The organism is Paenibacillus oleatilyticus, assembly GCF_018998565.1.
GTDB lineage: Bacteria > Bacillota > Bacilli > Paenibacillales > NBRC-103111 > Paenibacillus_G > Paenibacillus_G oleatilyticus.
Map to the genome: position 1 here is coordinate 22,844 of NZ_JAHNZO010000047.1, position 23,955 is coordinate 46,798.

At 49.3% G+C, this 23,955-nt stretch carries 29 protein-coding genes; 10 read left to right on the forward strand and 19 right to left on the reverse strand.

Annotated features, from left to right (window positions below):
- Positions 1 to 312 precede the first annotated feature (312 nt).
- From KQX66_RS34685 to KQX66_RS34725, 9 genes are all read right to left on the reverse strand, one after another.
- Positions 313 to 1,197 carry a YitT family protein gene (locus tag KQX66_RS34685; protein ID WP_216798105.1) on the reverse strand — a complete coding sequence of 295 codons (885 nt, stop codon included), beginning with the start codon at positions 1,195 to 1,197 and terminating at the stop codon, positions 313 to 315.
- A 58-nt stretch (positions 1,198 to 1,255) separates the two neighbouring features.
- On the reverse strand, positions 1,256 to 2,305 hold the full coding sequence (ytvI, locus tag KQX66_RS34690; RefSeq protein ID WP_216798106.1) for a sporulation integral membrane protein YtvI: 1,050 nt from the start codon (positions 2,303 to 2,305) through the stop codon (positions 1,256 to 1,258).
- 15 nt (positions 2,306 to 2,320) lie between these two features.
- Positions 2,321 to 3,688, reverse strand: coding sequence for a hemolysin family protein (locus KQX66_RS34695; RefSeq protein ID WP_216798107.1), 1,368 nt, complete (start codon positions 3,686 to 3,688; stop codon positions 2,321 to 2,323).
- 46 nt (positions 3,689 to 3,734) lie between these two features.
- Complete coding sequence (gene yfkAB, locus KQX66_RS34700) at positions 3,735 to 4,871, reverse strand: radical SAM/CxCxxxxC motif protein YfkAB (protein ID WP_216798108.1); 1,137 nt, start codon at positions 4,869 to 4,871, stop codon at positions 3,735 to 3,737.
- Between the two features lie 110 nt (positions 4,872 to 4,981).
- Positions 4,982 to 5,338 (reverse strand): winged helix-turn-helix transcriptional regulator, encoded by a 357-nt coding sequence (locus KQX66_RS34705; protein WP_216798109.1) that lies wholly within the window; start codon positions 5,336 to 5,338, stop codon positions 4,982 to 4,984.
- A gap of 159 nt (positions 5,339 to 5,497) precedes the next feature.
- Complete coding sequence (locus KQX66_RS34710; protein ID WP_216798132.1) at positions 5,498 to 6,592, reverse strand: HD-GYP domain-containing protein; 1,095 nt, start codon at positions 6,590 to 6,592, stop codon at positions 5,498 to 5,500.
- A 192-nt stretch (positions 6,593 to 6,784) separates the two neighbouring features.
- Positions 6,785 to 7,591, reverse strand: a complete 807-nt coding sequence (locus tag KQX66_RS34715) for an undecaprenyl-diphosphate phosphatase (protein ID WP_216798110.1) — start codon at positions 7,589 to 7,591, stop codon at positions 6,785 to 6,787.
- 104 nt (positions 7,592 to 7,695) lie between these two features.
- Positions 7,696 to 9,150 carry a bifunctional metallophosphatase/5'-nucleotidase gene (locus KQX66_RS34720; RefSeq protein ID WP_438804223.1) on the reverse strand — a complete coding sequence of 485 codons (1,455 nt, stop codon included), beginning with the start codon at positions 9,148 to 9,150 and terminating at the stop codon, positions 7,696 to 7,698.
- A 49-nt stretch (positions 9,151 to 9,199) separates the two neighbouring features.
- Positions 9,200 to 9,667, reverse strand: a complete 468-nt coding sequence (locus tag KQX66_RS34725) for a molybdopterin-binding protein (protein WP_216798111.1) — start codon at positions 9,665 to 9,667, stop codon at positions 9,200 to 9,202.
- Positions 9,668 to 9,864: 197 nt separating this feature from the next.
- Here KQX66_RS34725 and moaD point away from each other — a divergent pair, with 197 nt between their 5' ends.
- The 3 genes from moaD (at position 9,865) to KQX66_RS34740 (ending at position 12,880) form a co-directional block, all read left to right on the forward strand.
- On the forward strand, positions 9,865 to 10,581 hold the full coding sequence (gene moaD / locus KQX66_RS34730; RefSeq protein ID WP_216798112.1) for a molybdopterin converting factor subunit 1: 717 nt from the start codon (positions 9,865 to 9,867) through the stop codon (positions 10,579 to 10,581).
- Entirely contained in the window at positions 10,578 to 11,654 is a 1,077-nt protein-coding gene (locus tag KQX66_RS34735) for a ThiF family adenylyltransferase (RefSeq protein ID WP_216798113.1), read from the forward strand. The genes moaD and KQX66_RS34735 overlap by 4 nt, the downstream gene beginning before the upstream one ends.
- Positions 11,655 to 11,809: 155 nt before the next feature.
- A complete protein-coding gene (locus KQX66_RS34740) occupies positions 11,810 to 12,880 on the forward strand; it encodes an HD-GYP domain-containing protein (RefSeq protein ID WP_216798114.1) in 1,071 nt (356 codons plus the stop codon).
- 62 nt (positions 12,881 to 12,942) lie between these two features.
- Here KQX66_RS34740 and KQX66_RS34745 read toward each other — a convergent pair whose 3' ends face one another.
- Complete coding sequence (locus tag KQX66_RS34745; RefSeq protein WP_216798115.1) at positions 12,943 to 14,106, reverse strand: C40 family peptidase; 1,164 nt, start codon at positions 14,104 to 14,106, stop codon at positions 12,943 to 12,945.
- A gap of 376 nt (positions 14,107 to 14,482) precedes the next feature.
- On the opposite strand from KQX66_RS34745, the gene KQX66_RS34750 reads away from it, so the two are divergent.
- The gene (locus KQX66_RS34750; protein WP_216798116.1) at positions 14,483 to 14,857 is read left to right on the forward strand and encodes a hypothetical protein; all 375 of its coding nucleotides are present in this window, start codon (positions 14,483 to 14,485) and stop codon (positions 14,855 to 14,857) included.
- A 72-nt stretch (positions 14,858 to 14,929) separates the two neighbouring features.
- Here KQX66_RS34750 and KQX66_RS34755 read toward each other — a convergent pair whose 3' ends face one another.
- From KQX66_RS34755 to KQX66_RS34780, 6 genes are all read right to left on the reverse strand, one after another.
- A complete protein-coding gene (locus KQX66_RS34755; protein WP_216798117.1) occupies positions 14,930 to 15,784 on the reverse strand; it encodes a DNA alkylation repair protein in 855 nt (284 codons plus the stop codon).
- 12 nt (positions 15,785 to 15,796) lie between these two features.
- Complete coding sequence (locus KQX66_RS34760) at positions 15,797 to 16,450, reverse strand: peroxiredoxin-like family protein (protein WP_216798118.1); 654 nt, start codon at positions 16,448 to 16,450, stop codon at positions 15,797 to 15,799.
- Positions 16,451 to 16,549: 99 nt separating this feature from the next.
- A complete protein-coding gene (locus tag KQX66_RS34765) occupies positions 16,550 to 17,233 on the reverse strand; it encodes a Crp/Fnr family transcriptional regulator (protein WP_216798119.1) in 684 nt (227 codons plus the stop codon).
- 304 nt (positions 17,234 to 17,537) lie between these two features.
- The gene (locus tag KQX66_RS34770) at positions 17,538 to 17,846 is read right to left on the reverse strand and encodes a hypothetical protein (protein WP_216798120.1); all 309 of its coding nucleotides are present in this window, start codon (positions 17,844 to 17,846) and stop codon (positions 17,538 to 17,540) included.
- A gap of 9 nt (positions 17,847 to 17,855) precedes the next feature.
- On the reverse strand, positions 17,856 to 18,239 hold the full coding sequence (locus KQX66_RS34775) for a hypothetical protein (protein ID WP_216798121.1): 384 nt from the start codon (positions 18,237 to 18,239) through the stop codon (positions 17,856 to 17,858).
- A 651-nt stretch (positions 18,240 to 18,890) separates the two neighbouring features.
- On the reverse strand, positions 18,891 to 19,397 hold the full coding sequence (locus KQX66_RS34780; RefSeq protein WP_216798122.1) for an accessory gene regulator B family protein: 507 nt from the start codon (positions 19,395 to 19,397) through the stop codon (positions 18,891 to 18,893).
- Between the two features lie 915 nt (positions 19,398 to 20,312).
- Between KQX66_RS34780 and KQX66_RS37675 the strand changes: the two genes are divergently transcribed.
- The 3 genes from KQX66_RS37675 to KQX66_RS34790 all read left to right on the forward strand — a co-directional run bounded on the left by KQX66_RS37675 (position 20,313) and on the right by KQX66_RS34790 (position 21,625).
- Positions 20,313 to 20,432, forward strand: a complete 120-nt coding sequence (locus KQX66_RS37675; protein ID WP_253957638.1) for a putative holin-like toxin — start codon at positions 20,313 to 20,315, stop codon at positions 20,430 to 20,432.
- 309 nt (positions 20,433 to 20,741) lie between these two features.
- Positions 20,742 to 21,296 (forward strand): lipoprotein, encoded by a 555-nt coding sequence (locus tag KQX66_RS34785; protein WP_216798123.1) that lies wholly within the window; start codon positions 20,742 to 20,744, stop codon positions 21,294 to 21,296.
- Positions 21,297 to 21,361: 65 nt separating this feature from the next.
- Positions 21,362 to 21,625 (forward strand): hypothetical protein, encoded by a 264-nt coding sequence (locus KQX66_RS34790; protein ID WP_216798124.1) that lies wholly within the window; start codon positions 21,362 to 21,364, stop codon positions 21,623 to 21,625.
- Between the two features lie 31 nt (positions 21,626 to 21,656).
- On the opposite strand, the gene KQX66_RS34795 is transcribed toward KQX66_RS34790, so the two are convergent.
- The 3 genes from KQX66_RS34795 to KQX66_RS34805 are packed head-to-tail and all read right to left on the reverse strand — an operon-like array spanning position 21,657 to position 22,578.
- Complete coding sequence (locus KQX66_RS34795) at positions 21,657 to 22,076, reverse strand: hypothetical protein (protein WP_216798125.1); 420 nt, start codon at positions 22,074 to 22,076, stop codon at positions 21,657 to 21,659.
- A gap of 41 nt (positions 22,077 to 22,117) precedes the next feature.
- Positions 22,118 to 22,366 (reverse strand): hypothetical protein, encoded by a 249-nt coding sequence (locus KQX66_RS34800; protein WP_216798126.1) that lies wholly within the window; start codon positions 22,364 to 22,366, stop codon positions 22,118 to 22,120.
- A gap of 5 nt (positions 22,367 to 22,371) precedes the next feature.
- Entirely contained in the window at positions 22,372 to 22,578 is a 207-nt protein-coding gene (locus KQX66_RS34805; RefSeq protein ID WP_216798127.1) for a transcriptional regulator, read from the reverse strand.
- A gap of 449 nt (positions 22,579 to 23,027) precedes the next feature.
- Between KQX66_RS34805 and KQX66_RS34810 the strand changes: the two genes are divergently transcribed.
- Genes KQX66_RS34810 through KQX66_RS34820 form a run of 3 tightly spaced genes read left to right on the forward strand, consistent with a single transcriptional unit; the run spans position 23,028 to position 23,674 of the window.
- Positions 23,028 to 23,234 (forward strand): hypothetical protein, encoded by a 207-nt coding sequence (locus KQX66_RS34810; RefSeq protein WP_216798128.1) that lies wholly within the window; start codon positions 23,028 to 23,030, stop codon positions 23,232 to 23,234.
- Between the two features lie 44 nt (positions 23,235 to 23,278).
- Positions 23,279 to 23,449 (forward strand): hypothetical protein, encoded by a 171-nt coding sequence (locus tag KQX66_RS34815; protein ID WP_216798129.1) that lies wholly within the window; start codon positions 23,279 to 23,281, stop codon positions 23,447 to 23,449.
- An 18-nt stretch (positions 23,450 to 23,467) separates the two neighbouring features.
- Positions 23,468 to 23,674 (forward strand): hypothetical protein, encoded by a 207-nt coding sequence (locus KQX66_RS34820; protein ID WP_216798130.1) that lies wholly within the window; start codon positions 23,468 to 23,470, stop codon positions 23,672 to 23,674.
- The last annotated feature ends 281 nt before the right edge of the window (positions 23,675 to 23,955 follow it).

Genomic DNA, 23,955 nt, shown 5'->3' on the forward strand with positions numbered 1-23,955 from the left:
TGTAATCTACCAATATTTATACATTGCCGCTCGTCCATTATGCGTATAAAATGACAACAACTTCATCTGCCCCCTGCAGAAGGAAAAAAGGAGCTGAAGCGACTTGTTTAGGAAAGCGTTTACAAAAAAGTTGCTGCTAACGGCCGCCGCTTCTTGCCTGATCGCGGTGCCCTCCGTTTTCCCGGATTCGACGGTTTGAACGAGCCCGGCGTCGATCGCCGTTTACGAAAAAAACCGTCCGCAGCTCTCGTTCCAAACAGGGTGCATAATGCGCTCCCTACCTTCGAACGAATGGCCGTGACGGTTTTCTCTTTAGTGAATATCCTTTTTCTTAAAGCGTCCGCCCTTTACGTCGTGGATATTGCCCACTGCAAGAAATGCGGCTTGATCGAGCTCCTCGACGATCGACTTCAGCTTCGCTTCTTCCAACCGGTTAATGACGCAGAAGATGACCAGCTTGTTCCCGCCGGTAAATCCGCCCTCGCCTTGCAAATACGTGACGCCGCGGCCCAAACGGTTCATAATGGCGTCACCGAGCTCGCGGCTGTTCTCACTGATGATCCAGACGGATTTGGATTCGTCGAAGCCTTCGATCGTAATATCAATCAGCTTGAAGGCTATGTAGTAAGCGATAAGCGAATACATCGCGTGATCCCATCCGAACACGAAACCGGCGCTGCTCAGGATGAACAGATTAAAAAACATGACTACTTCGCCGACCGAAAAAGGCGTCTTCTTGCTGAATAAAATCGCCATAATTTCCGTGCCGTCAAGCGAGCCGCCTGAACGGATGACCATGCCGACGCCGATGCCCAGAATAATGCCGCCGAACACGGCCGCAAGCAGCGGATCGGTTGTCAGCGGAGGAACCGGATGAAGCAGCCATGTACCGACGGACATGAGGGAAACCGCGAATAAGGTAGATAATGCGAACGTTTTACCGATTTGCTTATACCCGATAAACAGAAACGGAAGGTTGAATAATAAGAGAAATACGCCGATCGGAATACCCGACAAATGCGAGGTAATAATCGAGATGCCCACGATTCCCCCGTCAATGATGTTGTTGGGCACCAAAAAGTTTTCCAGTCCGACCGAGACGAGCGCCGCCCCTAACAAAATAATGACGGCGCGTTTCACCAGTTTGGGCAACGATAATTTGGAATGCTGCTTGGCTTTTTCTAGACCTGCCTGCATTGCTTCTCCCCCTTAGATTGCCGTAAGACCGTATGAACGACAAGAATTTTTGTTATAGTTACTGTTCCAATTTAATGTTGATTTTAAGCAAACCGACCCGGCGAAGCGCCTGATACACGATAATTAGCACCGGCCCCAGAATAAGGCCGATTACTCCGGCAAGCTGAAAGCCTACATACATGCTGACCAACGCCGCCAAAGCATTGATCCCGACGGCGTCGCCGATAATTTTCGGCTCGATCAGACGGCGGAACACCATGATGACGAGCAGCAGAATGATCAACCCGATACCGAGCCGCATATCTCCCGCGAGCATGCTGTACCCCGCCCACGGAACGAGCACGGCGCTTGTGCCAAGCACTGGTAAAATATCCACGAGCACGATAAGCAATGCAACGGCAAGCGGATAATCGACATTCAGGACAAGCAGGCCGATCAGCGTCACCACATACGTTAGCAGACTGATCAGCACCTGCGCGAACAGGAAGCCTAGAATAGCACGGCGCAGATCGCTCAGCACCGCAGCCACCTTCGGTCTCGACTGTGTCTCGAACAGGTTCAGAAACGACTGATGCAGCTTCGGCAAGCTGAACGAAATCAAGTAAAGACCGATCACGAATACGAAAAAAAACACGAACAAATTCGGAATCGTTTTGGCCACATCGAGAAAATAGCCGGAGATGGCGGCCACGATGCTTTTTAAATTTTCCGTAAGCATCCCGGCTCCCGTTTCCACGTAGCGCTGTACCTGTTCGGCAACGTCGTACGGCAGCAGCTTATAGAACAATTTGGTTCTTACCGACGAATCCTCAATAAACAGCTTGGCATCGCTCAAATACACCGAAGCGTTCTTCCAGAATTGAATGAGCTCCGTGACGATTTTGAAGCCGATCAGGTAAACGAAACCAAGCAGCGAGCCGGTAAAAAGAGTACAGACTACGGCGGAAACCGTCACACGTCCGCCGCGGAACATTCGGGTTAGCAGCAGAACGATCGGTTCGAGCAACAGGGCAATCAACATGGCGAGCAAAAACGGGAAGCCGATGGTGAACATTCCGTACAAAAGCACGGCGCCAAGCACGCAAAATACGATCGTTCTAAGCGACATCGAACGGGTACCCCCTTATTCGTCGGGATGGTTTTGACCGGCTAGCGGACCCGAAACGGGCTGTTTCTGAACGGGTTGAATTTTCACACGCAAAATACGCAATCGCTCGACCTCCGTAATTTCGAACAGGAAGCCGTTCTGCTCCAGCCGTCTGCCTTTGGAGACGGAGCCTTCCAACTGCTTGAACAGCCAGCCTCCGATCGAATCCACCTCGTCGTCTTCGATGCCGAGGGCCAACTTGTCGTCAAGATCCTCCAGCAGCACGCGTCCGTCAACGGAGTAAGCATCTCCGATCTTCTCTACCTCGGGCCGCTCCGTTTCGTCGAACTCGTCATGAATCTCGCCGACGATCTCCTCCAGAATGTCTTCGGTGGTAATCAGCCCGGCCGTTCCGCCGTATTCGTCGATCACGACGGCAAGCTGGGAACGCTTCTTCTGCATCAGCCGCAGCACATGGCTGATTTCCATCGATTCGGGTACCATGAGCACCGGACGCAAGAAATCTTTGATATCGTGCTTCTTCTCCGGATCGCAGGTGAGCAAGTCCGACATATGGACAAATCCGATGATTTCGTCTTTATCGTCCGTAGCCACCGGGTAGCGCGTATGCTTCGTTTCGTAAACGATTTTTAAGTTTTCCTCATAGCTGAGCTCGGTAAACAAACAATCCATATCGGTCCGCGGCAGCATAATTTCCCTCGCGACCCGATCGGAAAACTCAAATATATTATCGAATAGCGCCAGCTCGTCCTTGTCGATATGACCGCTCCGGGCGCTCTGATCCATCAAAATTCGTATTTCTTCTTCCGTATGGGCTTCCTGCTCGGTCGCTGGCTGAATCCCGACCAGCTTCAAGAGCCTGTTCGCGGCGCCGTTCAGCAGCCAGATCGCCGGATAAAAGATTTTGTAAAACAGCATTAAAGGAGCCGACAGCCATAGAGAGGTTGCTTCCGATTTCTGAATAGCCATGGATTTGGGTGCAAGCTCGCCGAGTACGATATGCATGAAGGTGATCACGGCGAATCCGATCGCAAACGACAAGGCATTGGCATACCAGGCTCCTCCGAGTCCGAAAGCTGCCAGAGTCGGTTCAACGATCAGATGCGAGACGGCCGGTTCTCCTACCCAGCCCAATCCCAGCGACGCCAGCGTAATGCCGAGCTGCGTGGAGGACAGGTAAGCGTCCAGCTTTTTGGTTACGGCAAGCGCATACTTGGCTTTCGGGTTACCCTCGCTCTCCAGTTGCTGCAAGCGCGTAGCCCGGACTTTCACCAATGCAAACTCCGCTGCGACAAAAAAACCGTTCAGCAGCACCAAAAACACGACCAGTAAAAGATTAAGCGAAATTAATCCGAAATCGAACCCTGTACTGTGACTTTCCAAGAAGGATCAGTCTCCTTTGCAAAAGTAAAATGGAATAATGGCTGAACTACACAAGAGCTTTCCGTTGGCCGAAATCGACTTCTTTATAATACGTATCGACGACCAAAAGATTCGGTCCGCAGCAGTTGGCCGCCGGACAATGGCAGCTTACGGTTTTGCTCAGGCGATGATCTTTCCAGCGCGCGAATACTTGATCGAGCCGGTCCGCATGAATGTTGCCGAGCGCCGGCACATCCGCAAAGTCGGTGACGAAAACGTCGCCCGTGAACAGGTTCACGTTGAGGCGGTTTCGTCCGTCCGGGTCGTTGCGCACGGTCACGTTCGGCTCGCGGCGAAGTCGGGTTACCATCTCCCGGTCCTCCTCCAGCGGGCTGCAAGCGTAAAAGGGCAGCGTGCCGAACAGCATCCACAGATCGCGGTCACGGTCGTCGAGCAGCCGATGAATCGCAGCCCGCGTCTGATCCAGCGTCAGCACCGGCAAATTGGAGGCGAAAGCGCTTGGATACATCGGGTGCACCTCGTGGCGGCGGCATCCCATTTCTCGAATCAGCTTATGGATTCCGCTCAGCTTTCCATGTGTCCGGTAATTGATCATCGACTCCGCCGAAACGAACATCCCGCCGCTAGCGAGCGCTTTCGCATTCTCGACCATCCGTTCATATAACTTAGCCGCCGTCGTGGCGGATACTCTTCGGTCTGTCCGGACGAACCCGACTTCGTAGAAATCGTCGGCGTTCAAATAGTTGAACGAAATATGCATGACGTCAAGATAAGGAGCCATCGCCTCGTACCGTGAAAGGTCCAGCGTCACGTTGGAATTGATCTGCGAACGAACTCCCCGCTCCCTGGCGTAACGCAGCAGGGGAACGATATATTCGCGCACCGTCTGCTCGTGATAGCTCGGTTCCCCGCCGGTGATGCTGATCGTCTCCAAGTCCTCGACTTCGTCCAGCCGCTTCAAGATGACATCCAGCGGGATGCGCGGCCCTTCCGATACCAGAAGCGATTCGCCCACGGCGCAATGCTCACAGCGCATGTTGCATAAATTCGTCACGGTCAGCTCGACGCTCGTCAACCGGTGTTCGCCATGCGTTTGCAAAGAGCGCAGCGGGTCCCACGGGTCGTACTCGGGCGTTATCTGGGGCAATACGGGCAAATCGTTGACGATTAAGCGATCGGACATGTTGTTTTTTCACACCTGACTTCTTTAAAAAGTAAAATCTAACAATAATATATTACCCATTGTATCGTAATACGATTGAAAAGAAAACCGACGTCCTGTCGCGCCGCACCTTACTCCCGCTGTCCGGAAAGGTCGATGCCGCGCGGCTTTCCCCATTTTCTTGCCCAATTTCCCATTTCCACAAGTATGGTTTGAAAGTCTTTGCCTTTATCCGTTAAGGAATATTCGACGGTTACCGGTACCGTAGGAAACACTTGACGACGGATAATCTCATGCTCCTCCAGATGACGCAAAATATCGGTCAATGATTTGGTGCTGATATGGTCCAGATTGCGGCGCAGTTGATTGAACCGCTGCGGACCTTTGAACAGTTGACGGAGGACCAGGAACGACCATTTGCCTCCGAAAATTTGGAGCGCCTCCTCCACGGAAGCCATGCATTCCTCTTCGTTTGAAATTGGGTCCACTCGATCACCTCCTTACGAAAGAGAAGTTAGTTTATAATTTAACATTATACTAAAAAATCAGCTATGCTTCAAATTAAAATCCAATAGCTTAGCCCTTCAAAGCGCCCCCCAATGCCAAAAAAGACAGCTTCCGGGAAGCTGCCTCTACATGACTTGATACTAGATAGGTTTATGGTTGACGCCGGTAATCATGACCGACAGCATTTTGGACAAATCGATTTCAGGCGTATCCTTCAATTCCTGTCCCTCCGCATCCAGCAGCAGACGTACGACCGGGCGCTGCGGCACGTTCGCATTCAAATCGACGACCACTCCCGTTTCGCCCGTATTTAAAGTGACCGTGACTCCGATTGGATAGATGGCGATTTTATCGCGAAACAGCGCGATCTGCCGGGGCTCGTACAAGGTGCCCGATCCGGCAAACAAAATTTCCATTGCTTGATGCGGCAGCATAGCGCTGCGGTACACGCGGTGGGTCGTCATGGCGTCGTAAGAATCGACCAGGCCGATCCAGCGGGCGTATTCGTGAATTTCCGAGCCCTTGAGTCCGCGCGGGTACCCGCTGCCGTCCAGTCTTTCGTGATGCTGAAAAGCGCAGTGCGCGGCGAGCAGCGGAATGTTGGGCTCGTCCTTCAGAAACTGAAAGCCGAATACCGTATGATGCTTGATCCGCTCATATTCGATGTCCGACAGCTTTCCTTTTTTGCGCAGCAGCTCAAGCGGGATTTGGGTTTTGCCCACATCGTGGAGCAGCGCCCCCAGACCGAGCGTCATCAGCTCTTCCCGGTCGTAGCCGTGCGCCATGCCGAGCATCGTCGCATAGATGCACACATTGAGCGAATGTTGAAACAAATATTCGTCCATGAGGCTGATATTGGTCAGCATAATCATGGCATCCTTGTGCTGGCTCAAGTCGTCCAAAATCATGCTCATCATCCCGCGAAACGCCTTGCCGACCTGCAGCTGACCCACCAATTTGCGTTTAACCTGATCCTCCATCATTTTGCGGAAGGAGGTCCGGATCTCGGTCATCGCTTGGAGCCGCGTCTCCTCGGTAAGGACATCGTGAACAATCAGATCCCGGGTTCGGGGATCGTCGATATATACAAAGTCCACACCATGCTCGCCCAGACGGGTAATAAGCGCCTGCGTCAATTCCACTCGCTCGCCAAGCAGCGTCAACCCGTCCGAGTTGTATATTTTTTTCCCAAGGCGCATGCCGGGTTTGACCATGCTTAGCGGAAGCAAACGCATCAACGAACCACGTCTTCTTTCTAAAGAAAAATTTAGAAAAATATCGATATGATTAAGCGTATCGAATTCGACTAAAAAGAGCAATATGTTTTTTCACGTTTTGACAAAATTTATATGAACATCGGACGAAAAAAGCCGGAAACAAGGGAATATCCCCTATTTCCGGCAAAATATCGTCGAATTCCGAACAAACTACCGCAGCACGAAGATCCAGAACAGCGCGGCAGCGGCAAAGCGGTAATATGCAAAATACGACATGCTGAACTTTTGTACGAATTTAATGAACGTGACAACCGCGAGCAGCGCTACGACGAACGACACGATAAAGCCGGTGGCAAAAAATCCGACATCTCCGGAAGAGAACGTATCCAGGTTTTTTAGGAGCTCGTATCCGGTAGCCACGACCATGACAGGGATGGCGATAATAAACGTAAAGTCGGCGGCCGCCTTGCGGCTCGCCCCGGCCAGCATTCCTCCGGCAATCGTCGAGCCCGAACGGGAGAAGCCCGGCCAAATCGAAATGATCTGCCACAGACCGATGAAGAACGCCTGCTTGTATGTCAGCTCGTCGACATCGTGCGCGGTTACCTTCGGCTGGAATTTCTCCCCGACGATGAGCAGCACACCGCCAAGGATCAAGCCTATAAGGACGGTGGACGGCGAGAAGAGGTGAGCCTTAATAAAGCCTTTCGTCAAATACGCGATCGCCAGCGTCGGCACGATAGCCAGCATAATATGCAGCAAGTTCATCCCTTTGCCTGTTTTGGGCTTCTCCTTGCTGAGGCCGAACAGCCGCAATATCCGCTTCCAGTATACGACGACCCCGGCTAGTATGGCGCCGAGCTGGATGACGATCTCGAACGTTTTGATCAATTCATCCGTATCCGGAATTCCCAGCAGCGTGCTCGTCAAAATCATGTGGCCCGTAGACGAAACCGGCAAAAACTCCGTCAAGCCTTCCACGATGCCGATAATCACCGCTACCCACCAATCGTGCATGCGCTCCTCCTACTCTCTCCCTCGAATTGATCCATTTCGTATCATGTATCGCTTTTTATATTCTAGCTTGTTTGCTGCGGTTTGTACACAAAGAAGCGCATATTTTAGGTTGTATGCCGCGATTCTCCCACCGCGTGCCACCGTCGGGAAAAGCTGTGCTGAAGCGACGATTCGTCGCGAAGCTCCCGAAGCAGCACATCGCGCAAAAATTCCGGCAGGAAGAACTGCGGCTCCGTCCCTTCTCCGAGCGACGTAAAGCCGACCCGGAACGTAAACATGTCGATGGAGCCGACCCAATATTGCCGCTCCGCCTCCAGCGGCTGTCCGCCGACGTCCACGGCGCGAATCTTCGCATAATCGGCCCCTTCCGGGTCGTACTCAACGATGAGTCCGTCTATGCACAGCGTGCCGAGCACCTTGCCGCGAAAGCCGTAGCCGTACAGCGGTTTGTCCATGAACTCGGTAAGCAGCGATTCCTCCAGAGCGCGAAGCAGCTGCGCCCCGGTCAGCTTCATCCGGCACGGGTTGATCGGCGACGGGCACAATTGAAGCAGCATACCGGCCGATACCGGGCCTTGCGGCAGCCCGCCGAGAAGCTGCCCGGCGTTGACCAGGCCGATCTCGGCTCCCATCCACCGGCGCAATCCCCCGGCCAGCAAATTCCCGAGCGGCGATTCGCCATACCAATCGTATGGCATCTCGACCGAAAGGCGGGCAACCTCTCGGTCCAATTCGGTGGCGGCACGAAGGGCATACTGCCCGATCAAGCTGCGGATCTCCTCGTCCTCCGGCTCGGCTGCCACCGCATGAACGGACCCCACCGCACGTACCAGCTTCTGCTCGGCGGGGTCCCATTCCAGATCGACGACTCCGACGTATTGTCCGAACTTGCCCGTCGCGCAGACGAGCGTCCCGCCGATGCGCAGCGGCTCTTCGAGCAAGTGATGCGTATGCCCGCCCAAAATCAGATCGATGCCCGGCACTTCGGCCGCCATGCGCTCGTCGTTGCGAAGCCCGAGATGGGACATGACAATAAGGATGTCCACCTGCGGACGAAGCTGCCGGACAAGGGGCGGCACGACGTCGAACGGCTCCCGCACGTCCCATCCGAGCAGGTTGTAAAACTCGGGAAAGCAGGCGGTGACTCCGATCAGCCCGATGCGCACTCCCGCTTTGCTGATGATATAATACGGCACCGCCCACGGCGGCAGCGCTCCCGTTGCGGTTGCAGGCAAGTTGCAGATCACCGTGGCAAAGCTTGCTTGTCGGCCATACAGCTCCGCAAGGACGTCCTCCGTGTAGGACAATCCCTCGTTGTTGCCGAGGGTCACCGCTTCATACCCGGATGCATTCAGCACCGCGACGTTCGTCCGGCCGTCCGTCCCTTCGGTTTCCGGGCGCATCCGGTCGATATGATCCCCGATATCGAGCGTAAGCGTCCGCTCTTCTCCGGCTTCCGCGCGCAGTCTCCGCAGAACGGAGGCAATACGGGGCATTTGTTCAAAGTGGCTGTGAATATCGTTCGTATGAAGGACGCGCAGCCTCATTCGTTCGATCACAAAGGCACCTTCCTTCAAGTAGCGAGTGGATGAACGGAACAGCGTGCCGTCAAGAACGTGGCTTGAGCAGCTGCTCCGGTGTTATCGTATTTTTGAACCCGTACGTCGCCGCTTTTTCCGCAGCCTCTTCATCGTAGAGCATCCGGATTCGCACGACGCTTTTTACATTAAGGCATTCGCTGCTACCGCCCGGGACGTACAAGCGGATCGGATACCCTTTGGCCAATGGACTGCCGTCCTCCTGCTCGTAAAGCACCAAGGCTTGCTTCAATTCGCTCCAAGGAATGCCCGCCTGAAATTCGTCCGCCCCTTCGACCTCCAAGCGGGTCGGGGTCCGTCCCGGTTCCGCCTGCTGCGCCCGAATCCAGGCTTCGTACCACGCCGGCCAGTCGAACGCGTTACCCGTGACGCCGCTTACCCGCTCCTGCACCGGAAACCTTCGCGGAGCGATGGCCGCCAGCTCGCTTACGGTATACCGGACTCGGCCGACGTACTCATCTATGATTTCTATAGTCATGCTACGCCTCCATCTCCCTTGAAACATCACCAACCATTATATCATTTTTCGCTAAAAATATGGTATGCTGAAACTTAAAAGAACAGCCCGCAAAAGCCGGTGAATCGCGAGCTTAACGCGGCCGGAGAACCATCTGCCGCACAAAGACCCCATTCGCCGGACTTCGAAAGGCCGCTGGAACAAAGGAGTAGACAACCATGAAGCTGAAGCTGCTGCTTTTCGCCGGATTGGCCGAGCATTTCGGTTCCCCGGTACTGGAGCTGGACATAGAACAAGACGGGCTGACGCCGCAGGAGCTCAAAGCGCTGCTGGCCGCCCGCTACCCCGCCGCATCGGACGTGCTTAAGCAAGCGTTCGTCGCGGTGAATCAGCAATATGCGGACGATGCGGTGCGCATCACCGGGCAGGATGAAGTCGCGCTCATCCCTCCGGTCTCCGGCGGCGAGCCGGAGCCTTACACCATCACCCGCGATCCGATTCGTGCCGATGAGGTGACGGCTAAAGTGCTGCACCCGGACCATGGCGCGACACTGGCGTTTGTGGGCACCACCCGGGAGTTTACCCATGGCAAAAGGACCACGATGCTGGAATACGAAGCCTACGAGCCCATGGCGCTGAAAACGATGCGTCAAATCGGCGACGAGCTGTCCTCGCGCTGGCCGGGTACGCGGCTCGCGATTACGCATCGGCTCGGTACGGTGCCGGTAGGCGAAACGAGCGTCGTCATTGCCGTATCTTCCCCGCACCGCGACTCCGCCTATGAGGCGAGCCGTTATGCCATTGAGCGGCTGAAGCAGATCGTGCCGATCTGGAAGAAGGAAATATGGGAGGACGGCTCGGAGTGGAAGGGACATCAGCAAGGCCCCTGGAATCCGGCAGCCGGTCTGCCGCAGGAAGGAGAAACGCGGGCATGAACGTATCCGACAGCATGACGGAGCAGGAGAACGTACAAGTCGCGGACCGGGAACGGTATTCGCGCCAGATGCTGTTCGCCCCTATCGGCGAAGCCGGGCAAGCCAAGCTGCTGCAAGCCCGAGTCGCTATCGTAGGCATGGGCGCGCTCGGCACGGTGCTCGCCAATCATATGGTGCGCGCCGGCATCGGCTTCGTGCGCCTGATCGACCGCGACTTCGTCGAGCGCAGCAATCTGCAGCGGCAGATGCTTTACGACGAAGCCGATGCGGCCGGCTCCGCGCCCAAAGCGGAAGCGGCTGCCGCCCGGCTTGGCGCTGCGAACTCCGGCGTGGTCATCGAACCGGTCGTAGCCGACTTGAACTTCGCCAATGCCGAGCAATTGCTGGCCGACGTGCAGCTTATCCTGGACGGTACGGATAACTTTGCGGTGCGCTTTTTAATTAACGACGTCAGCGTTAAACGCGGAATTCCGTGGATCTACGGCGGCGCCGTAAGCTCCCGCGGCGTCTCGCACACCGTCATTCCCGGCGAAACGCCTTGTCTGCGGTGCTTGTTCGACCAGCCGCCGGCCCGGGGTACGACGGAGACATGCGATACGGCAGGCGTGATCGGATCGATCATTCATACGGTCGCCTCCCATCAAGCGGCCGAAGCGCTTAAGCTGCTTGTAGGGGCCCGTCAGCATTTAAACCGCAAGATGGTTCATTGGGATCTCTGGTACAACCAATACGCCGCCATCGACGTGTCGAAAGCGCGCAAAGCGGATTGCCCTTGCTGCGCGAAACGTCAATTCGAATACCTGGATGCCTCGCTGGAGGAAGATACGATCCAGACGCTGTGCGGCCGGAATTCCGTCCAAATTCAGCCCGTTGCACCTGCCTCGCTCTCTTTGGAAGAATGGGCGGAACGGCTTCAGCCGCTCGGACGAGTAGAGAAAAATCCTTTTCTCCTGAAGCTTCATTTGGACGAAGCGTTGACATTGGTGCTTTTCCCGGACGGCAGGATGATCGTACAAGGCACCGAAGACCCTACCGTGGCCAAAAGCTTGTACAGCCGCTATATCGGAATGTAATTGTTACAAAATAGATTAAATATTAATTAATTTTTACCTTTTATTCGACAAAATTCGAGTGCCTCGGGTTCATTTTCCTGTTATCATGAGACAAAAGGGACAACTTGTTTATTCCGGCAAATGTCCCGTGACCCCAGGACAGAGGTGAACCCGTTGTGCTCATATCGATCCATCAAGTCAAAGTTGGCGATCGGCTCGGCTCAGATACGTTTAACGGGTACGGACTGCTGGTCCTATCCGCCCATACCGAGCTTTCCGTCGATGACATTGAGAAGCTGAAGCTGCACCATATCGACGAAGTGGACATCGCCGTTCGTGCGGATAACCCGGTGCCCGACGCAGCAAGAGACGAACCTTCACCCGTGCAGACGGAGCATGCTGCTTCTGCTGCCGCAGTAGCAGCCTACCATGAAGCAGTGGACGGAATGAAAAGCATATTTGAGCAAGCGACCCAAAAAGGCATCGTGTACCAGGATCAAATTGACAACGGTTTCAACCCGCTTGTTGAGCAAGTTCATCAGGAGAGGGACGTCGTTTCGCTCCTGCTCGTGTTAAACAGTGCGGACGATTATACGTATCAGCACAGCGTTCAAGTAGGCATGATCTCCTACTATATCGCCAAATGGCTCGGGCAATCGGAAGCGGATGCTGAGCTCGCCGGCAAAGCGGGTTATTTACACGACATCGGCAAAGGCTTTATCGATCCGGCGATTCTTCAGAAGCCTGGAAAATTGACGGCGGAAGAATATGAACGCGTGAAAAAGCATTCGATCTACGGCTACGAGCTGCTCCAGCGTTCGGGACTGCCCGCGGAAGTATGCTTGACTGCTTTACAGCACCATGAACGGCTCGATGGGTCCGGCTACCCGTACGGCCTGCGCGGCGATGAAATTCATCCGCTGGCCAAGATCGTCGCTGTCGCGGACATTTACAGCGCGATGATCTCAAGCCGGGTATACCAGAAAAAACGCGATCTGCTGTTCGTCCTGCGCGAGCTTCACCGGTGCAGCTTCGGACAAATTGATCCTCATATTACACAATTGTTTATCCAGCACATGGTCCCGAATTTTATCGGTAAAAAAATTCAACTGGCCTCCGGCGAAACGGGTAGGATCGTACTCACCCATCCGACCGATGTGTTTCGGCCGCTCGTCAATTTTGACGGTATGTTCATCGATTTGTCGGAACGAACGGATTTGGAAGTCGAACACATTTTCGCGGATTAATATACGTTGCCTTACATACGAAGAACAGCCCTGACCGACAATTTCGGCCGGGCTGTTTTTTCTTAAGAGGATACCCGTTTGGCGGCCAAAAACGTCTGCTTCCAATACGCATTGTTGATGTGGGTAATCTGCACGCCGTCTTTCGGCTCCGGAGCCGAGTGAATCATTCTCTGGTTCCCCAGATAAATGCCGACATGACCGACCGTCTTCTGGCTGCGAAACTTACCGGGAACGTAAAAGAACAACAGATCGCCCTTCCGCAATTGTTTTCGGTTGATAGCGGTCCCTTGCTTGGCTTGGGCCCGGGCCGTCCGGTTCAGCGTGATACCGGATTTGGCGAACACATATTGCGTAAATGTGGAGCAGTCGAACTTGCCGGAGGTCGAATAAGGTGCGGCGCCGAACGAATAGTTCACGCCGACGTATCGCTGTGCCCGGGTCAGCAAAGCGTTCATATCGACCTGCCTCAGAACGGGGACTGCCATGTCATCCTTGCCGAAAAAACCGTCCAGCCCCTTCATGGCCTCGACAGCATCGGAAGCCTCCAGCAGCGGGTCGCGCCCCAGCCTCATCGTCGAAGTCCCTCCCGCTGTTGGAAACGGGTCCTTCGGATCGTCGCCGAAGTCAAGCTCCGCTCCCGTACTCGCCTCCAACGGGCCATCGATCGCCCCGCTCACCGCCCAATCCGTCGCTTGGACGACCGCCGCCTGTTCCTTGATCTCGAATGAAAAATCTTTCGCAAACACGGGATTTAACGCCGACACGGGGATATGTATCTGGGAATTAAAAAGAACAGGCGCTTCCTTAAGCGCCACCGTCTCATCGTCTCTCAGCGCTGACGTCTGGCCCGGCTTCAGCTCGTAAGACGCATCGTGCTCCCCTAACTGAAATACTCCCCTGGTTTGATCCCAATTAAACCGGAACCCGACAATTTTGGCAAAATCGGAACCTACCACATAAGAAGTCCCGCCTATAGTGACAGTGGGAATCGTCATTTCCACCCGGCCTTGCGTCAGCATGCGAATAAATCCGCCGTTCAGGCCGATCGTTGTCGTTTTTCCGTTGATTTCTTCGCTTTTTAACCGGTTTGCGGCTTGACCGTGGTTGCTCGGAATCCCCTGTTGATTCGAAAGCCGCTGTTCCTTCGATAATTGAGGCCCGCAGCCTGCCGCCAGCAAGCATGCAACCAACGAGGCCGCCACCGGACGCCGCCATGATCCGATCATCGCACCATGCTCCTCTCATTCGTGAATTCGCCGGAATTCGGTCCCTTTATAGGATGAAGCAGGAGTCAGAGGGCTATGCATCCGGTTGGCTGGAAACAAATAAGCGCAATCCTCCTGCATAAATTGCCGGAAGATTGCAGTCTATAGAAAAACTTCATATAAAATTAAGGTAAACTTTATAGACACTAGGATTAACGGTAATGTATGTTTATTGCAACAGCCCAGAATATCCCAATGACTCTACTATTGGGAGGTGTTCGGCTAACCGATAAAACCCAAATTGAAAGCGAATTCAAAACGTTGAGGACCATCCGCCTGGAACAAAAGAACCACCGCATGTGGAATTCATTCTATGAAAAAAGGAGCTTGAGATGGTATGAAAAGAAAAATCGCGTCTATCGCTTTCGTACTTGTCCTGCTGTTCAGTTTTGCTTCCTCTGGTCTGGCGGCCTCGAGCGGACCGGGTACTGGCAACGATACTTGGGCGCCGGTCCAAGCCCATGGCGATATTTATATCGAAGGCAACTTCATAAACGTCGGGCAGATCAGCCTCGGGGTTAATTTTAAGCTGTACCGGGTTACCCCGACCGGAGATGTGCTGGTAGGCAGCAACTCGACAGGAACCATTGTGGCCGGTCAATATGCGCGTCTCAAGATTCCTTTGGCTTCGAATCAGCCCGACGGACAGTATAGACTTGTCTTAGACTCACCGGGTGATTTCACTGTCGTTGCCTATCTGGGCTATAATTAAACATCAAAACCTCCATAGCCGCTTTGCTCGTTAAGGTGCGATGGAGGTTTTTCATTTTCAGGTTTAAAGCAGTTACTCCTTCGATTTTCTCAGTAAGCTTCTTGTCGCCCTGGCCACGATTCGTTTCGTCTCTTTCGTATCCGAAGCTTCCAGCCATGCATCGCATATTCGACGCACCCAGTCCGGATTCGTTTTACCGGCATCGTTCAGCCAATTTCCCACCGAATCTTGAACATATTTGACCGGGTCTGACTTGACCTCCTCCAAAAGCGAAAGCGCCAATTGAGGCTGCTCTTTCAATACGGAAAGGTGCTTGGCCCAAACACCTTGCGGACGGAGCGATTCTACGGCAAACCTTCGGATATTCGAATCCTCATCGCGCACCCACTCATGCAGAATATCGATGGCTTGCAATAATTCGTTAGAAATCGATTCCCTGACCGCCATCCAGGCCATCTCGCGCACGCCAAAATGGGAATCGGCAGCAAACGGACGAATGCCTGTTAGTTTCTGCATGACCGTTAATCGTTCGTCCAATCCGATCATATAAGCCGCCCAACAGCGCACGCTGTCTGAACGATGGTCAGCTAATGTATGGAAGATTCGAAAGCCTTCCTTTTCCGGTACATGGTCCAACAGGCTAAGCCACTTTCTCGCAATGGCGGGGATTATACTCATAATCTTCTTTTGGTTCAATCGTTCCAAACCGGATAACATCTCATCCGATTCTTTATGCAATTCGAGCGTGCAGAGTATATGCCGCAACAGCTTGAGATGATCGATAGCCAGCCACTCCGTAAGATTGACGGTCTGCAGCTCCCCCCTTTGCAGCAGTTGAATCACGGCTTTCGGGATATCGGTAGCCTTTCGAGCTCCCTTCCGCTGTAAAATCACGTCGGATATAATAACTGTCTTTTCCTGATCCATCGCTGCCCCCTGCTACGACGAAATCGAGTTCAAAATCTGTATGATTTCGGCAGGCTCCATGCGTTTTTTGTAATCTGCATCCACCTGCACCGCACGGATGATTCGATTTTTAGTAGCCGGTACAGGAAGTTCCCATGAATGATCTCCGTTAAAGGCATCCAGTGTAATGCCGAGCGACCTGTAAATGTCGTGCAAATGATCGGGCATTTTAAATTTCAGATTGTATTTCTCCACTGCTTGATTACGCACATCGCTTAAGAGCAGGAAGCTGAATCGGTGCTTTTCGTTGAGGAGTATGGATTGATCCGGAGTTTGGGGACTGACTGCAATGAGCTGAGCGCCGGCTGCTTGAATGTCTTTCCATATTCGCTGATAGGCCAGCAGCTGCAAGTTGCAGAAGGGACACCATCCGCCGCGGTAAAAGATAAGAACAACGGGACCTTTAGCCGTTTCCTCGGACAACGTGATCTCGTTCCCTATGTGATCGATCAAAGTAAAGTCAGGCGCTTGAATTCCAAGCTCCAATCCTGTACCAACACCGGATTCCCGAAGCTCCCGGATCGACATTTCGAACGCATCCAGCACTTCTTGTGGGAGCATCTGCTTCATTTGTACCGTCGCTGCTTCTAATTCAGATTGCAATGTTTGAAACGGCATCTTTTCCATGAGATCATCTCTCCATATCGTATAGGTTTTAGCCTTTATACGATACTTCTTTTTCTTAAGGGAAAGATGTAATCCGGTTTACAACTGCAGCCGGAAGCCTTACATGATACTCCTTTCCGAAAGCTTGCCTCGATGAATGTAGATTGTTTTGAATCCGGTTTTAATCACTTGTTCTTTCACAAGATCCTGCAAGGCTGCCGTGACGGCCTCTCGGGTTGCGCCGACGAAATTGGCGACTTCTTGATGGGAAAGAGGAATATCGATTTTGTAAAACTCGCAATCCTCCGTGACTCCAAACTGATCGGAAAGCTTAACAAGAATAAACAAAATTTTATCATGCAGCTTCGCAAGTGCCAGATTTTGAGCCAAATTGCTCATATCGATCATCCGTTCGCTCAATACTTTCATTAAGTTCATCATAAAGCGGGGATGATGAACTAAAAAACTCTCGAACCTATCCTTATTCATCAAGCAAATATGACATTCTTCTACCGTTTCTATGTATAGCTCCCGTGTGCCAAATGAAATTCCGGCCATTTCACCGAATACGTTCCCTTCGCTTAAGATGTCCAGAGTGAACTGCTTGCCTTCAGCGTTAAGCTTGTACAGGCGGACCTTCCCTTTCTTCACAAAGTAAAGCCCCTCGGCAAAAGAATCCGGTGTTTGGATATACTGACTTTTCGCAACTGTTGTTATTGAAGTTAATTGATCCATTTCGACCAAATCATCCATCGACAGCGAGTTCAGCAGATTGAATTGTGACAGGTATTGAATTTTGTCCATTTCTCTCCCTCATTCGTCCTAAAAAAAAATACGTACCCGGGCGACGTTACACCTAAGCGTAAACGTCGCTGCGGACACGTATTTTGTATGTTTCCCCGAAAATGAAAACTTAGCCGATCGAGCCTTCCATCTCGAACTTAATTATTTTTGCTTTTCATAGAGCTTCATTTAATTCCAAAATCCTTGATTTTCGCGGCATTTCTTAAACTATCATTTCATTATACATCAGTTCTTTTCGGATTAAAATGGGCAAACAATGGGCAGCCAACGCGCCTCCTTTCTATTATATGGAGGCGCGAATTTTTTATGAAATCTTGAATGAATATTGCTTATCCGGTGTAACAACTTTTACTTTCGCCGGTAGCTTGGCATCCAGGGAAAGCAGTATTACCTTGATTCTTGTAATAAGGTATTTTCTGCTTATATTTTTATCAAAAACAATCTCGTGATCATTCATACAGTGCACGCTCCTTGTTGTTTGCTTTGCTGAATAATTGCTCTCAAGCATTAAATAAAAATGGGACGGCACAAAACCGCTGTTTTCAAACAGCAACTTTTGCATCGTCCCGATAGGGCATTGTGTTTCTCTTTCCCGTCCCAGTTTCAGCTCCATCATTCTGTTTTAAGTTAGGTTTACTTGTTCATTTATGATTAACTTTTCGAAATCTTTATCCAGCTCTATAATCGTCGTTTGAACATCATAATCCTCTGACATTTTGGAGTCGAAACTTACAATTCTGACCTCGCCAGCTACAGAGTTTAATAATTTCTCGAAGTCTGACTTCATTATCATTTTGATCTCGAAAAACCAAGTCTCAAAAAGATGATGCTTTCTCAAGAAGTTGAATGCATGAAGCTCAAGAGGGGTAAAAGTCGCGTAATATTCCAAACTTATCTTCCTCCCCTTGATCGAGACTATAGTTCGATAAGGTCCTTGTTTTGACCATTGAGCTTTTAACTCTGCAAATTTTGACTCTAGTTTCTTCTCAGCTGCCCTTAAATTCAATAGAATTCCCCCTTTTTCTTCTCCTAAAATAAGTATTTAAAAAAACTTTATGGATAATATAGCACATTTAGATCGAGTCGAAAATAAACGATTACGACACAAAAACGTTATTTAAAGATATGATTTTGTCGAATTATGATGTTGCTCACAAAATAAAAAAAATCCCGTATTAACAGGATTTTTAGTTAAATATTAGGTATGTGTTTTACCTTTCTAAGGTTTCTGACAGAGACAGTTGTTTGTAAATTATTGTCGAAATGCGCGATGCGTTCTTTTCGATCAATCCCAATAATTCTGTTCATCTTGCAAGAGTTATAGTTGTCAAGTTCCTCGAACCCGTATGGCAACATCATTTTAACCAACGTTTCGTGCGTGAACCTGGCGAAGCAAGTAAATACCCCTTGTGAATTATAAAGGTAGAGGGTCTTTGATTGAATCTCAAAAAAACTCGCATCTAATCCTTCTACCCAGCCCTCATTCCCGTTTGCATCAACGCAGTAAAATGGGATTGTCATCGTTGTCTTTTGCATTGAGGCAAAACACCGACCTAATTACTCTTTTTAGGAGTTTGTGGAATACCGATAACTTCTTTGCCCTCTTTCGTTTGGATCTCTTTTGCGGAGGAAGCAATAAGGTTTGCGATAATCTTTTTCATGGCTGTTTCACCCCCTTCCCAAGTCGAATAAGTAACACAGATTGGGCAAGAAAAGACATCGCAATTACATCGGAATTCAGAATGAAGTTGGAGCCGATCAGCATGCAAGCACCCATTAGGTTATGTCTCTGCCTTCTTTCAGATAAAAACAAAACAAGGACCAATGAAATGATATTAAGCACGATCGATATGTTTTGAGCCAGAGAAATGTGTGGTATGCCGCTCATTAAAGCTATACTAACAAAAAAACACAATGTTAATGTAGGCATATGCAGCCCGCCTGTAAATCTCCTGAGAAGAATGAAACTAATCATCGAAACTATAGTTTCCAGCACTTTCCCGGTAACAAATCCAATAATCAGGCAACCCAATACAACTGAATAGTAATTAATTCGGAGGGCCACGCCGTATCTAATATCTTCAACATGATCCGTAATTTCCGGGTTCCACTTTTTGGACAAATGGGCCAATTTGCTTGCTACTATTTCAATTGGGTCGTTCACAGGGTCATATCCCTTCTGTATGCTAGAAAAACCAATACAATATATGTAATGATCATTATCGGAACACTTATAAAAGTGGTATCGCGAAAAATGGAGAACAAGGTTAAAAACGCTATGATCGCAACGAATATAACAGAAAATATGACTACCAGATCGTGTTTCTTTATTTTATTTTTCATCATAAAATCATGGGGTGGAACGCTTATAAAACTAAATCCAGAGTTCATTCTATAAACTATGTACGATATGAGAAATGCTATAGAAGCAGAGGTGAATTGAACAATATACGCAGAATATCCATTTGGCTGTTCCAAAACCTCTTTTGTGATAATATTTGTTGATGTAAAGAACATAAACACGAGAACGACCAACACTATATAACCGTAATATGTAAATGAAATTATAATAGCTCTCCAGTATTTTATTTTAAATATGTACCTGAAAAATAAGATATATAGGATCATATGAGCCAAAATATCGTATACTTGAAATATGTCGAAATAAACTCTAATTAAATATGATAAAAAAGTAACTACAAAGGCAATGACGGTGATCTCCTTTATATACTCAAAATAAGGAAATCTAAAAGTTTTAAACATCAGGGCAAATAAAGCGTAAATTTCAAGAACGCCAAACAGCATATAATACACAAAATGCATAACCTCTCCCCTTATCTCATCTTTTAGGGTTATCTCTTCTAGGTTTAATATACTGTATTGGAGTATCTTAGTAAATTGCCTTTTGACAAGAAAAACACTTTTACGAAACTACAAAAAAACAGCCCACTATGTAAAATAACAGTAGTTCCAAATATAAATTGAAATGGTAGATAATCGGAGAATGTTTGATGTATAATATTTCCTGTACAATAGAACGGCTTTATGGGCGGTCGGCTAGCCTCTCGGAAGGGAGGTGATGCCTGTGGAGGTTAAGGACACTTTGACACTCATGATCAATTTCGGTTCGCTTATTATCGCGCTGCTGACGTTGGTCGTGACTATCGTCTTGGTGCTTATCCAAAACAAAAAGAAATAGACCGCCCCCGGTAAGGTACGGTCTATTCTGACTCACTTTACTTGAAAGCCGACTGCCTTTGAAGCAGCCTACTGTACTGGGGAGTCGTGTTGTGAGCACGGCTCCTTTTTAGTATATACATACCAGTTAATACAAATACTTAACTTTACTTTATTTTACCAACTGCAAATTTATAAATCAATATAGAATTTATATGCGAACAAAATACGAACGCGAAACCGGAAAATATCTTGACCCAATCAATGCCAAATCTTATTATCAAACATGTAAGTATTTACGAAAATACCAAGTTAAAGGAGACGCAAAAAAATGAGGAAATTGGGACTTTGTTGTTTAATGGCCGCAATGACAATATCCATTACCGCTTGTGGGAAATCCGAACCGGCAAGTACGTCACCTGCACCAATAACCCAATCTGAACCAAAAAAAGAGCATGAACAAAAGGCCCCAGTACCGCAAAAGGAGCCCGAGCAAAAAGTTCCAGATTGGAAAAGCAGCATTGACGAAATTGCAAAGTCTGACAAGACTCCAACGGAAAAATTCGACGAAGTCACCATTTTAGCAAGGAAGTACAAACCAGATGATAAAGAATTAAAAGAATTTGAAGCTTATATCATCAATGAATATAAGAACAAAAAATATTTAAATGACATAACCAACCATTCCTACATGTTGTCGAATATCTTCCGCGCTACAGTTGTCGAAAGACATTATAACGATAAAGAAAAGAAACCGATCGATTCGTTTTCTTTCGACTTTATTCAAAACTCTAAGTACACATATCGCGGTGTTGATAAAGTTGACAGTGAATCAGTAAAATCAAATGAGAAGCAAATGGATAAGGCGCTCAAACAAATAAAATAGCCAATATCTAAGGGATAGTTACAATTTTTAACCAAAATTTACATCTTAGAAGGTGGCTTAGACACATGAACCGATACCGTTTTGAAATCAGTGCGAATGGATTCCCATTAAAGAATCATTTTAGTTATCATGAAAATAGCGGACTTGAATACTGCAAAAAATGGATGACTAGATTTCAAAAGCAGGTCGCAAATGTGCCAATCAAAATTGTTATATATGAACGGGAGAAGAAAAAGAACATTTGGGAATATTCTGGAGAACCTTATTTGTATAAAAAGACTTTGATTAGAAAGCCTTTGGTCAAGAAAGACAATACAGAAGAAAAATAGCAGCGAGGGTATCCCTCCTGCTATTTTTGGGCTATTCTCTGTAAAATTGAATAAAGTCAGCCTGCTTAATTTCTTGATAGAGACTGTTCAAGTTAGAGGCGGTTTCTCTTACATAAACCGCTATTTTTTCTATTTCATTTCCGGCATTAGTAACGATACGCATCACCTTATCTTCGATTTCATCACCTGTAAAGGAATACACATCAAGAAAATCGTCGGTATTGTACAAAAGGACTGTGTATTGGATACCGCTAAGAGGCCGGAATGTAAGTAGCCCATCTTTAGGCGGTATCTTTGTGCAATATTCGCATACGATTGTATGTTCGTTGCCAGTATCATCCAACAGCAACCCTTTATTTTTATCCAACGCGAACAGTTTTACGATAGTTCCCTCTATTTCTTCATAAACAACTCTGTCCCCGAGGTATAATCCGTACCATCCTCTACCCATCAGTTTATCCCCCCTGCTCTTTTTTTGTGCTCCATCTTTTATTATGAGCGAATTGACTTTAGCGCTTCGGCAGCCAGCCGCTCACGATGCAAGACAAGTTCGTTATCTCGCGATCCGGGCATTTGAACAGATAACTTATCAAGTGCTTTTTCTGCAATTTCAAGTTTAGAAAGAAGGTATTGAACCTCTATTTCTGATTCAGGAACTATCTCGCGTATCGGGATTTCTCCGTTTAATTCCCTTTCCGTTTGTATACGGTATTTATTCCGAATCATTTCTAACATGTTCATTTCCGTCATCCCTCCCGCTCTTTTTTGTCGCGCTCAACCTTCTCGTCTAACGCCTTGATGATGTAATCGTTCAAACTGACTCCTGCCTTTGTTGCAGCTTCTTCGTACACCGCTTTCCTGCCCTTTGGTACGTATGGATACAACCTATCGTAATTTGCCGCATTGTACTTGTTCTTGGCTCGCGTAGCTGCACTACCCTTTTTCTCGTCCAAATTGATCAGCCTCCTATAGATTATAGGATACATGCAGAAATATACTAGCGCAAGTATATTTTCGTTGACATTATACTCACGCGAGTATATAATAAGGATAGAAAGTTAAAGATAAGCTTTCTGAAAGGGTGATTAAATGAAAGATTGGGTACTTCTTCTTACGGCTTTCGTACAATTACTTACCGCAATGATCACACTACAAAATGGCCGAAAGAAAAGCAAAAAAGGAACCCCACGCCGCGCAGCCCGCAAACGTAAATAGGTTCCTCGGAGAGGTCGCTAGCGACGGCCTCTCCACCCAATCTTAACATATCGCAAGATTAAAATAAATGGAGGGATCAGGAATGGACAAGCTCTTTTGGATCGTTTGGGTCCCGGTTTTAGCTCTCTCGTTGCTTGGATTTGTACAGGCTTGGAGGAATCGAAAATAGTTGCTGGAGGTACGGATGATGAATCAAATTCAGCAATCTTATGCGGCAGAGAAGATCAAGGTCGAGGAAATACATTCACTCAAAAACGATTTTAAGGAGCTTCAAAAGTTTTGGAGCACCGAATCCCTCGAACGCCAGGACGAAGCCGGACAGCAATACGCCAAGGGCGTGAGCTACGGGTTTAAGCTTGCGGCGGCGGTCATTGAAGCGAAGGAACCAAAATAGCTAGGGGGCTTCGGCCCCCCGGATAAATACGGGAGGTATGCAGGGTGAGGGCATACGTGATCCGTTACAACGATCCGCAGCATGGAACATGTTCAGCAGAAGTAACAGCCGGTACCGAAGCCGATGCACGGGCGGACTTTAAAAGGCGCTTCCCGCAGGCTGACATTTTAGCATCATATGAAAAACCGGTGAAAAACATCGTCGTCGGACGGTAAACGCGAGGAGGATCGGACATGAAATGGAAACAGTATGTAATTTATATCGCGGGCAGCGAACGGATCGGTACAATACGCGAAACGTGCATAACCAAAGCCGTTAAGCAATTCGTCAGTACACTCGACCGGCCCGCAAAGTATGAACTGTACAACAGGCACCACGCAACCGTTCGATACAACGATAATATTGGTCTCATGAATGACTTCTTGGTTATGGAAGCGTAAATAGTTCCGCCTGACGAGGCCCGCGCGGAACGGGCCGAAACCTACCGGCACAAGCCGCTGAACGTAGAAAATCCCCGCCAGCCTTACGAAGCTGGCGGGGATTTCGGTTTGATACACCCTTGCAGACTGTATCATTTCAATGTGCGTAAGTAGCCTGAGCCGCGACATTCGTCGACTTCACTCCAATTCCAACATTGTATAGTGAGATAATAACCGTTCGATTTCGGCGCAGCAATCACCTCTCCTCCGGCTTCGCCACCTCTACGGCGGACTTCATGGTA

What these genes read in the sequence shown, in the direction of transcription:
- KQX66_RS34795 (WP_216798125.1), bottom strand. Translation starts at nt 22,076, where the DNA reads ATGGGTAGAGGATGGTACGGATTATACCTCGGGGACAGAGTTGTTTAT.
- KQX66_RS34710 (WP_216798132.1), bottom strand. Translation starts at nt 6,592, where the DNA reads ATGCGTTTGCTTCCGCTAAGCATGGTCAAACCCGGCATGCGCCTTGGG.
- KQX66_RS34820 (WP_216798130.1), top strand. Translation starts at nt 23,468, where the DNA reads ATGAAATGGAAACAGTATGTAATTTATATCGCGGGCAGCGAACGGATC.
- KQX66_RS34770 (WP_216798120.1), bottom strand. Translation starts at nt 17,846, where the DNA reads ATGGAGCTGAAACTGGGACGGGAAAGAGAAACACAATGCCCTATCGGG.
- KQX66_RS34685 (WP_216798105.1), bottom strand. Translation starts at nt 1,197, where the DNA reads ATGCAGGCAGGTCTAGAAAAAGCCAAGCAGCATTCCAAATTATCGTTG.
- KQX66_RS34750 (WP_216798116.1), top strand. Translation starts at nt 14,483, where the DNA reads ATGAAAAGAAAAATCGCGTCTATCGCTTTCGTACTTGTCCTGCTGTTC.
- KQX66_RS34790 (WP_216798124.1), top strand. Translation starts at nt 21,362, where the DNA reads ATGAACCGATACCGTTTTGAAATCAGTGCGAATGGATTCCCATTAAAG.
- KQX66_RS34800 (WP_216798126.1), bottom strand. Translation starts at nt 22,366, where the DNA reads ATGAACATGTTAGAAATGATTCGGAATAAATACCGTATACAAACGGAA.
- KQX66_RS34760 (WP_216798118.1), bottom strand. Translation starts at nt 16,450, where the DNA reads ATGGAAAAGATGCCGTTTCAAACATTGCAATCTGAATTAGAAGCAGCG.
- KQX66_RS34745 (WP_216798115.1), bottom strand. Translation starts at nt 14,106, where the DNA reads ATGATCGGATCATGGCGGCGTCCGGTGGCGGCCTCGTTGGTTGCATGC.
- KQX66_RS34810 (WP_216798128.1), top strand. Translation starts at nt 23,028, where the DNA reads ATGAATCAAATTCAGCAATCTTATGCGGCAGAGAAGATCAAGGTCGAG.
- ytvI (WP_216798106.1), bottom strand. Translation starts at nt 2,305, where the DNA reads ATGTCGCTTAGAACGATCGTATTTTGCGTGCTTGGCGCCGTGCTTTTG.
- moaD (WP_216798112.1), top strand. Translation starts at nt 9,865, where the DNA reads ATGAAGCTGAAGCTGCTGCTTTTCGCCGGATTGGCCGAGCATTTCGGT.
- KQX66_RS34725 (WP_216798111.1), bottom strand. Translation starts at nt 9,667, where the DNA reads ATGACTATAGAAATCATAGATGAGTACGTCGGCCGAGTCCGGTATACC.
- KQX66_RS37675 (WP_253957638.1), top strand. Translation starts at nt 20,313, where the DNA reads ATGCCTGTGGAGGTTAAGGACACTTTGACACTCATGATCAATTTCGGT.
- yfkAB (WP_216798108.1), bottom strand. Translation starts at nt 4,871, where the DNA reads ATGTCCGATCGCTTAATCGTCAACGATTTGCCCGTATTGCCCCAGATA.
- KQX66_RS34785 (WP_216798123.1), top strand. Translation starts at nt 20,742, where the DNA reads ATGAGGAAATTGGGACTTTGTTGTTTAATGGCCGCAATGACAATATCC.
- KQX66_RS34715 (WP_216798110.1), bottom strand. Translation starts at nt 7,591, where the DNA reads ATGCACGATTGGTGGGTAGCGGTGATTATCGGCATCGTGGAAGGCTTG.
- KQX66_RS34735 (WP_216798113.1), top strand. Translation starts at nt 10,578, where the DNA reads ATGAACGTATCCGACAGCATGACGGAGCAGGAGAACGTACAAGTCGCG.
- KQX66_RS34755 (WP_216798117.1), bottom strand. Translation starts at nt 15,784, where the DNA reads ATGGATCAGGAAAAGACAGTTATTATATCCGACGTGATTTTACAGCGG.
- KQX66_RS34765 (WP_216798119.1), bottom strand. Translation starts at nt 17,233, where the DNA reads ATGGACAAAATTCAATACCTGTCACAATTCAATCTGCTGAACTCGCTG.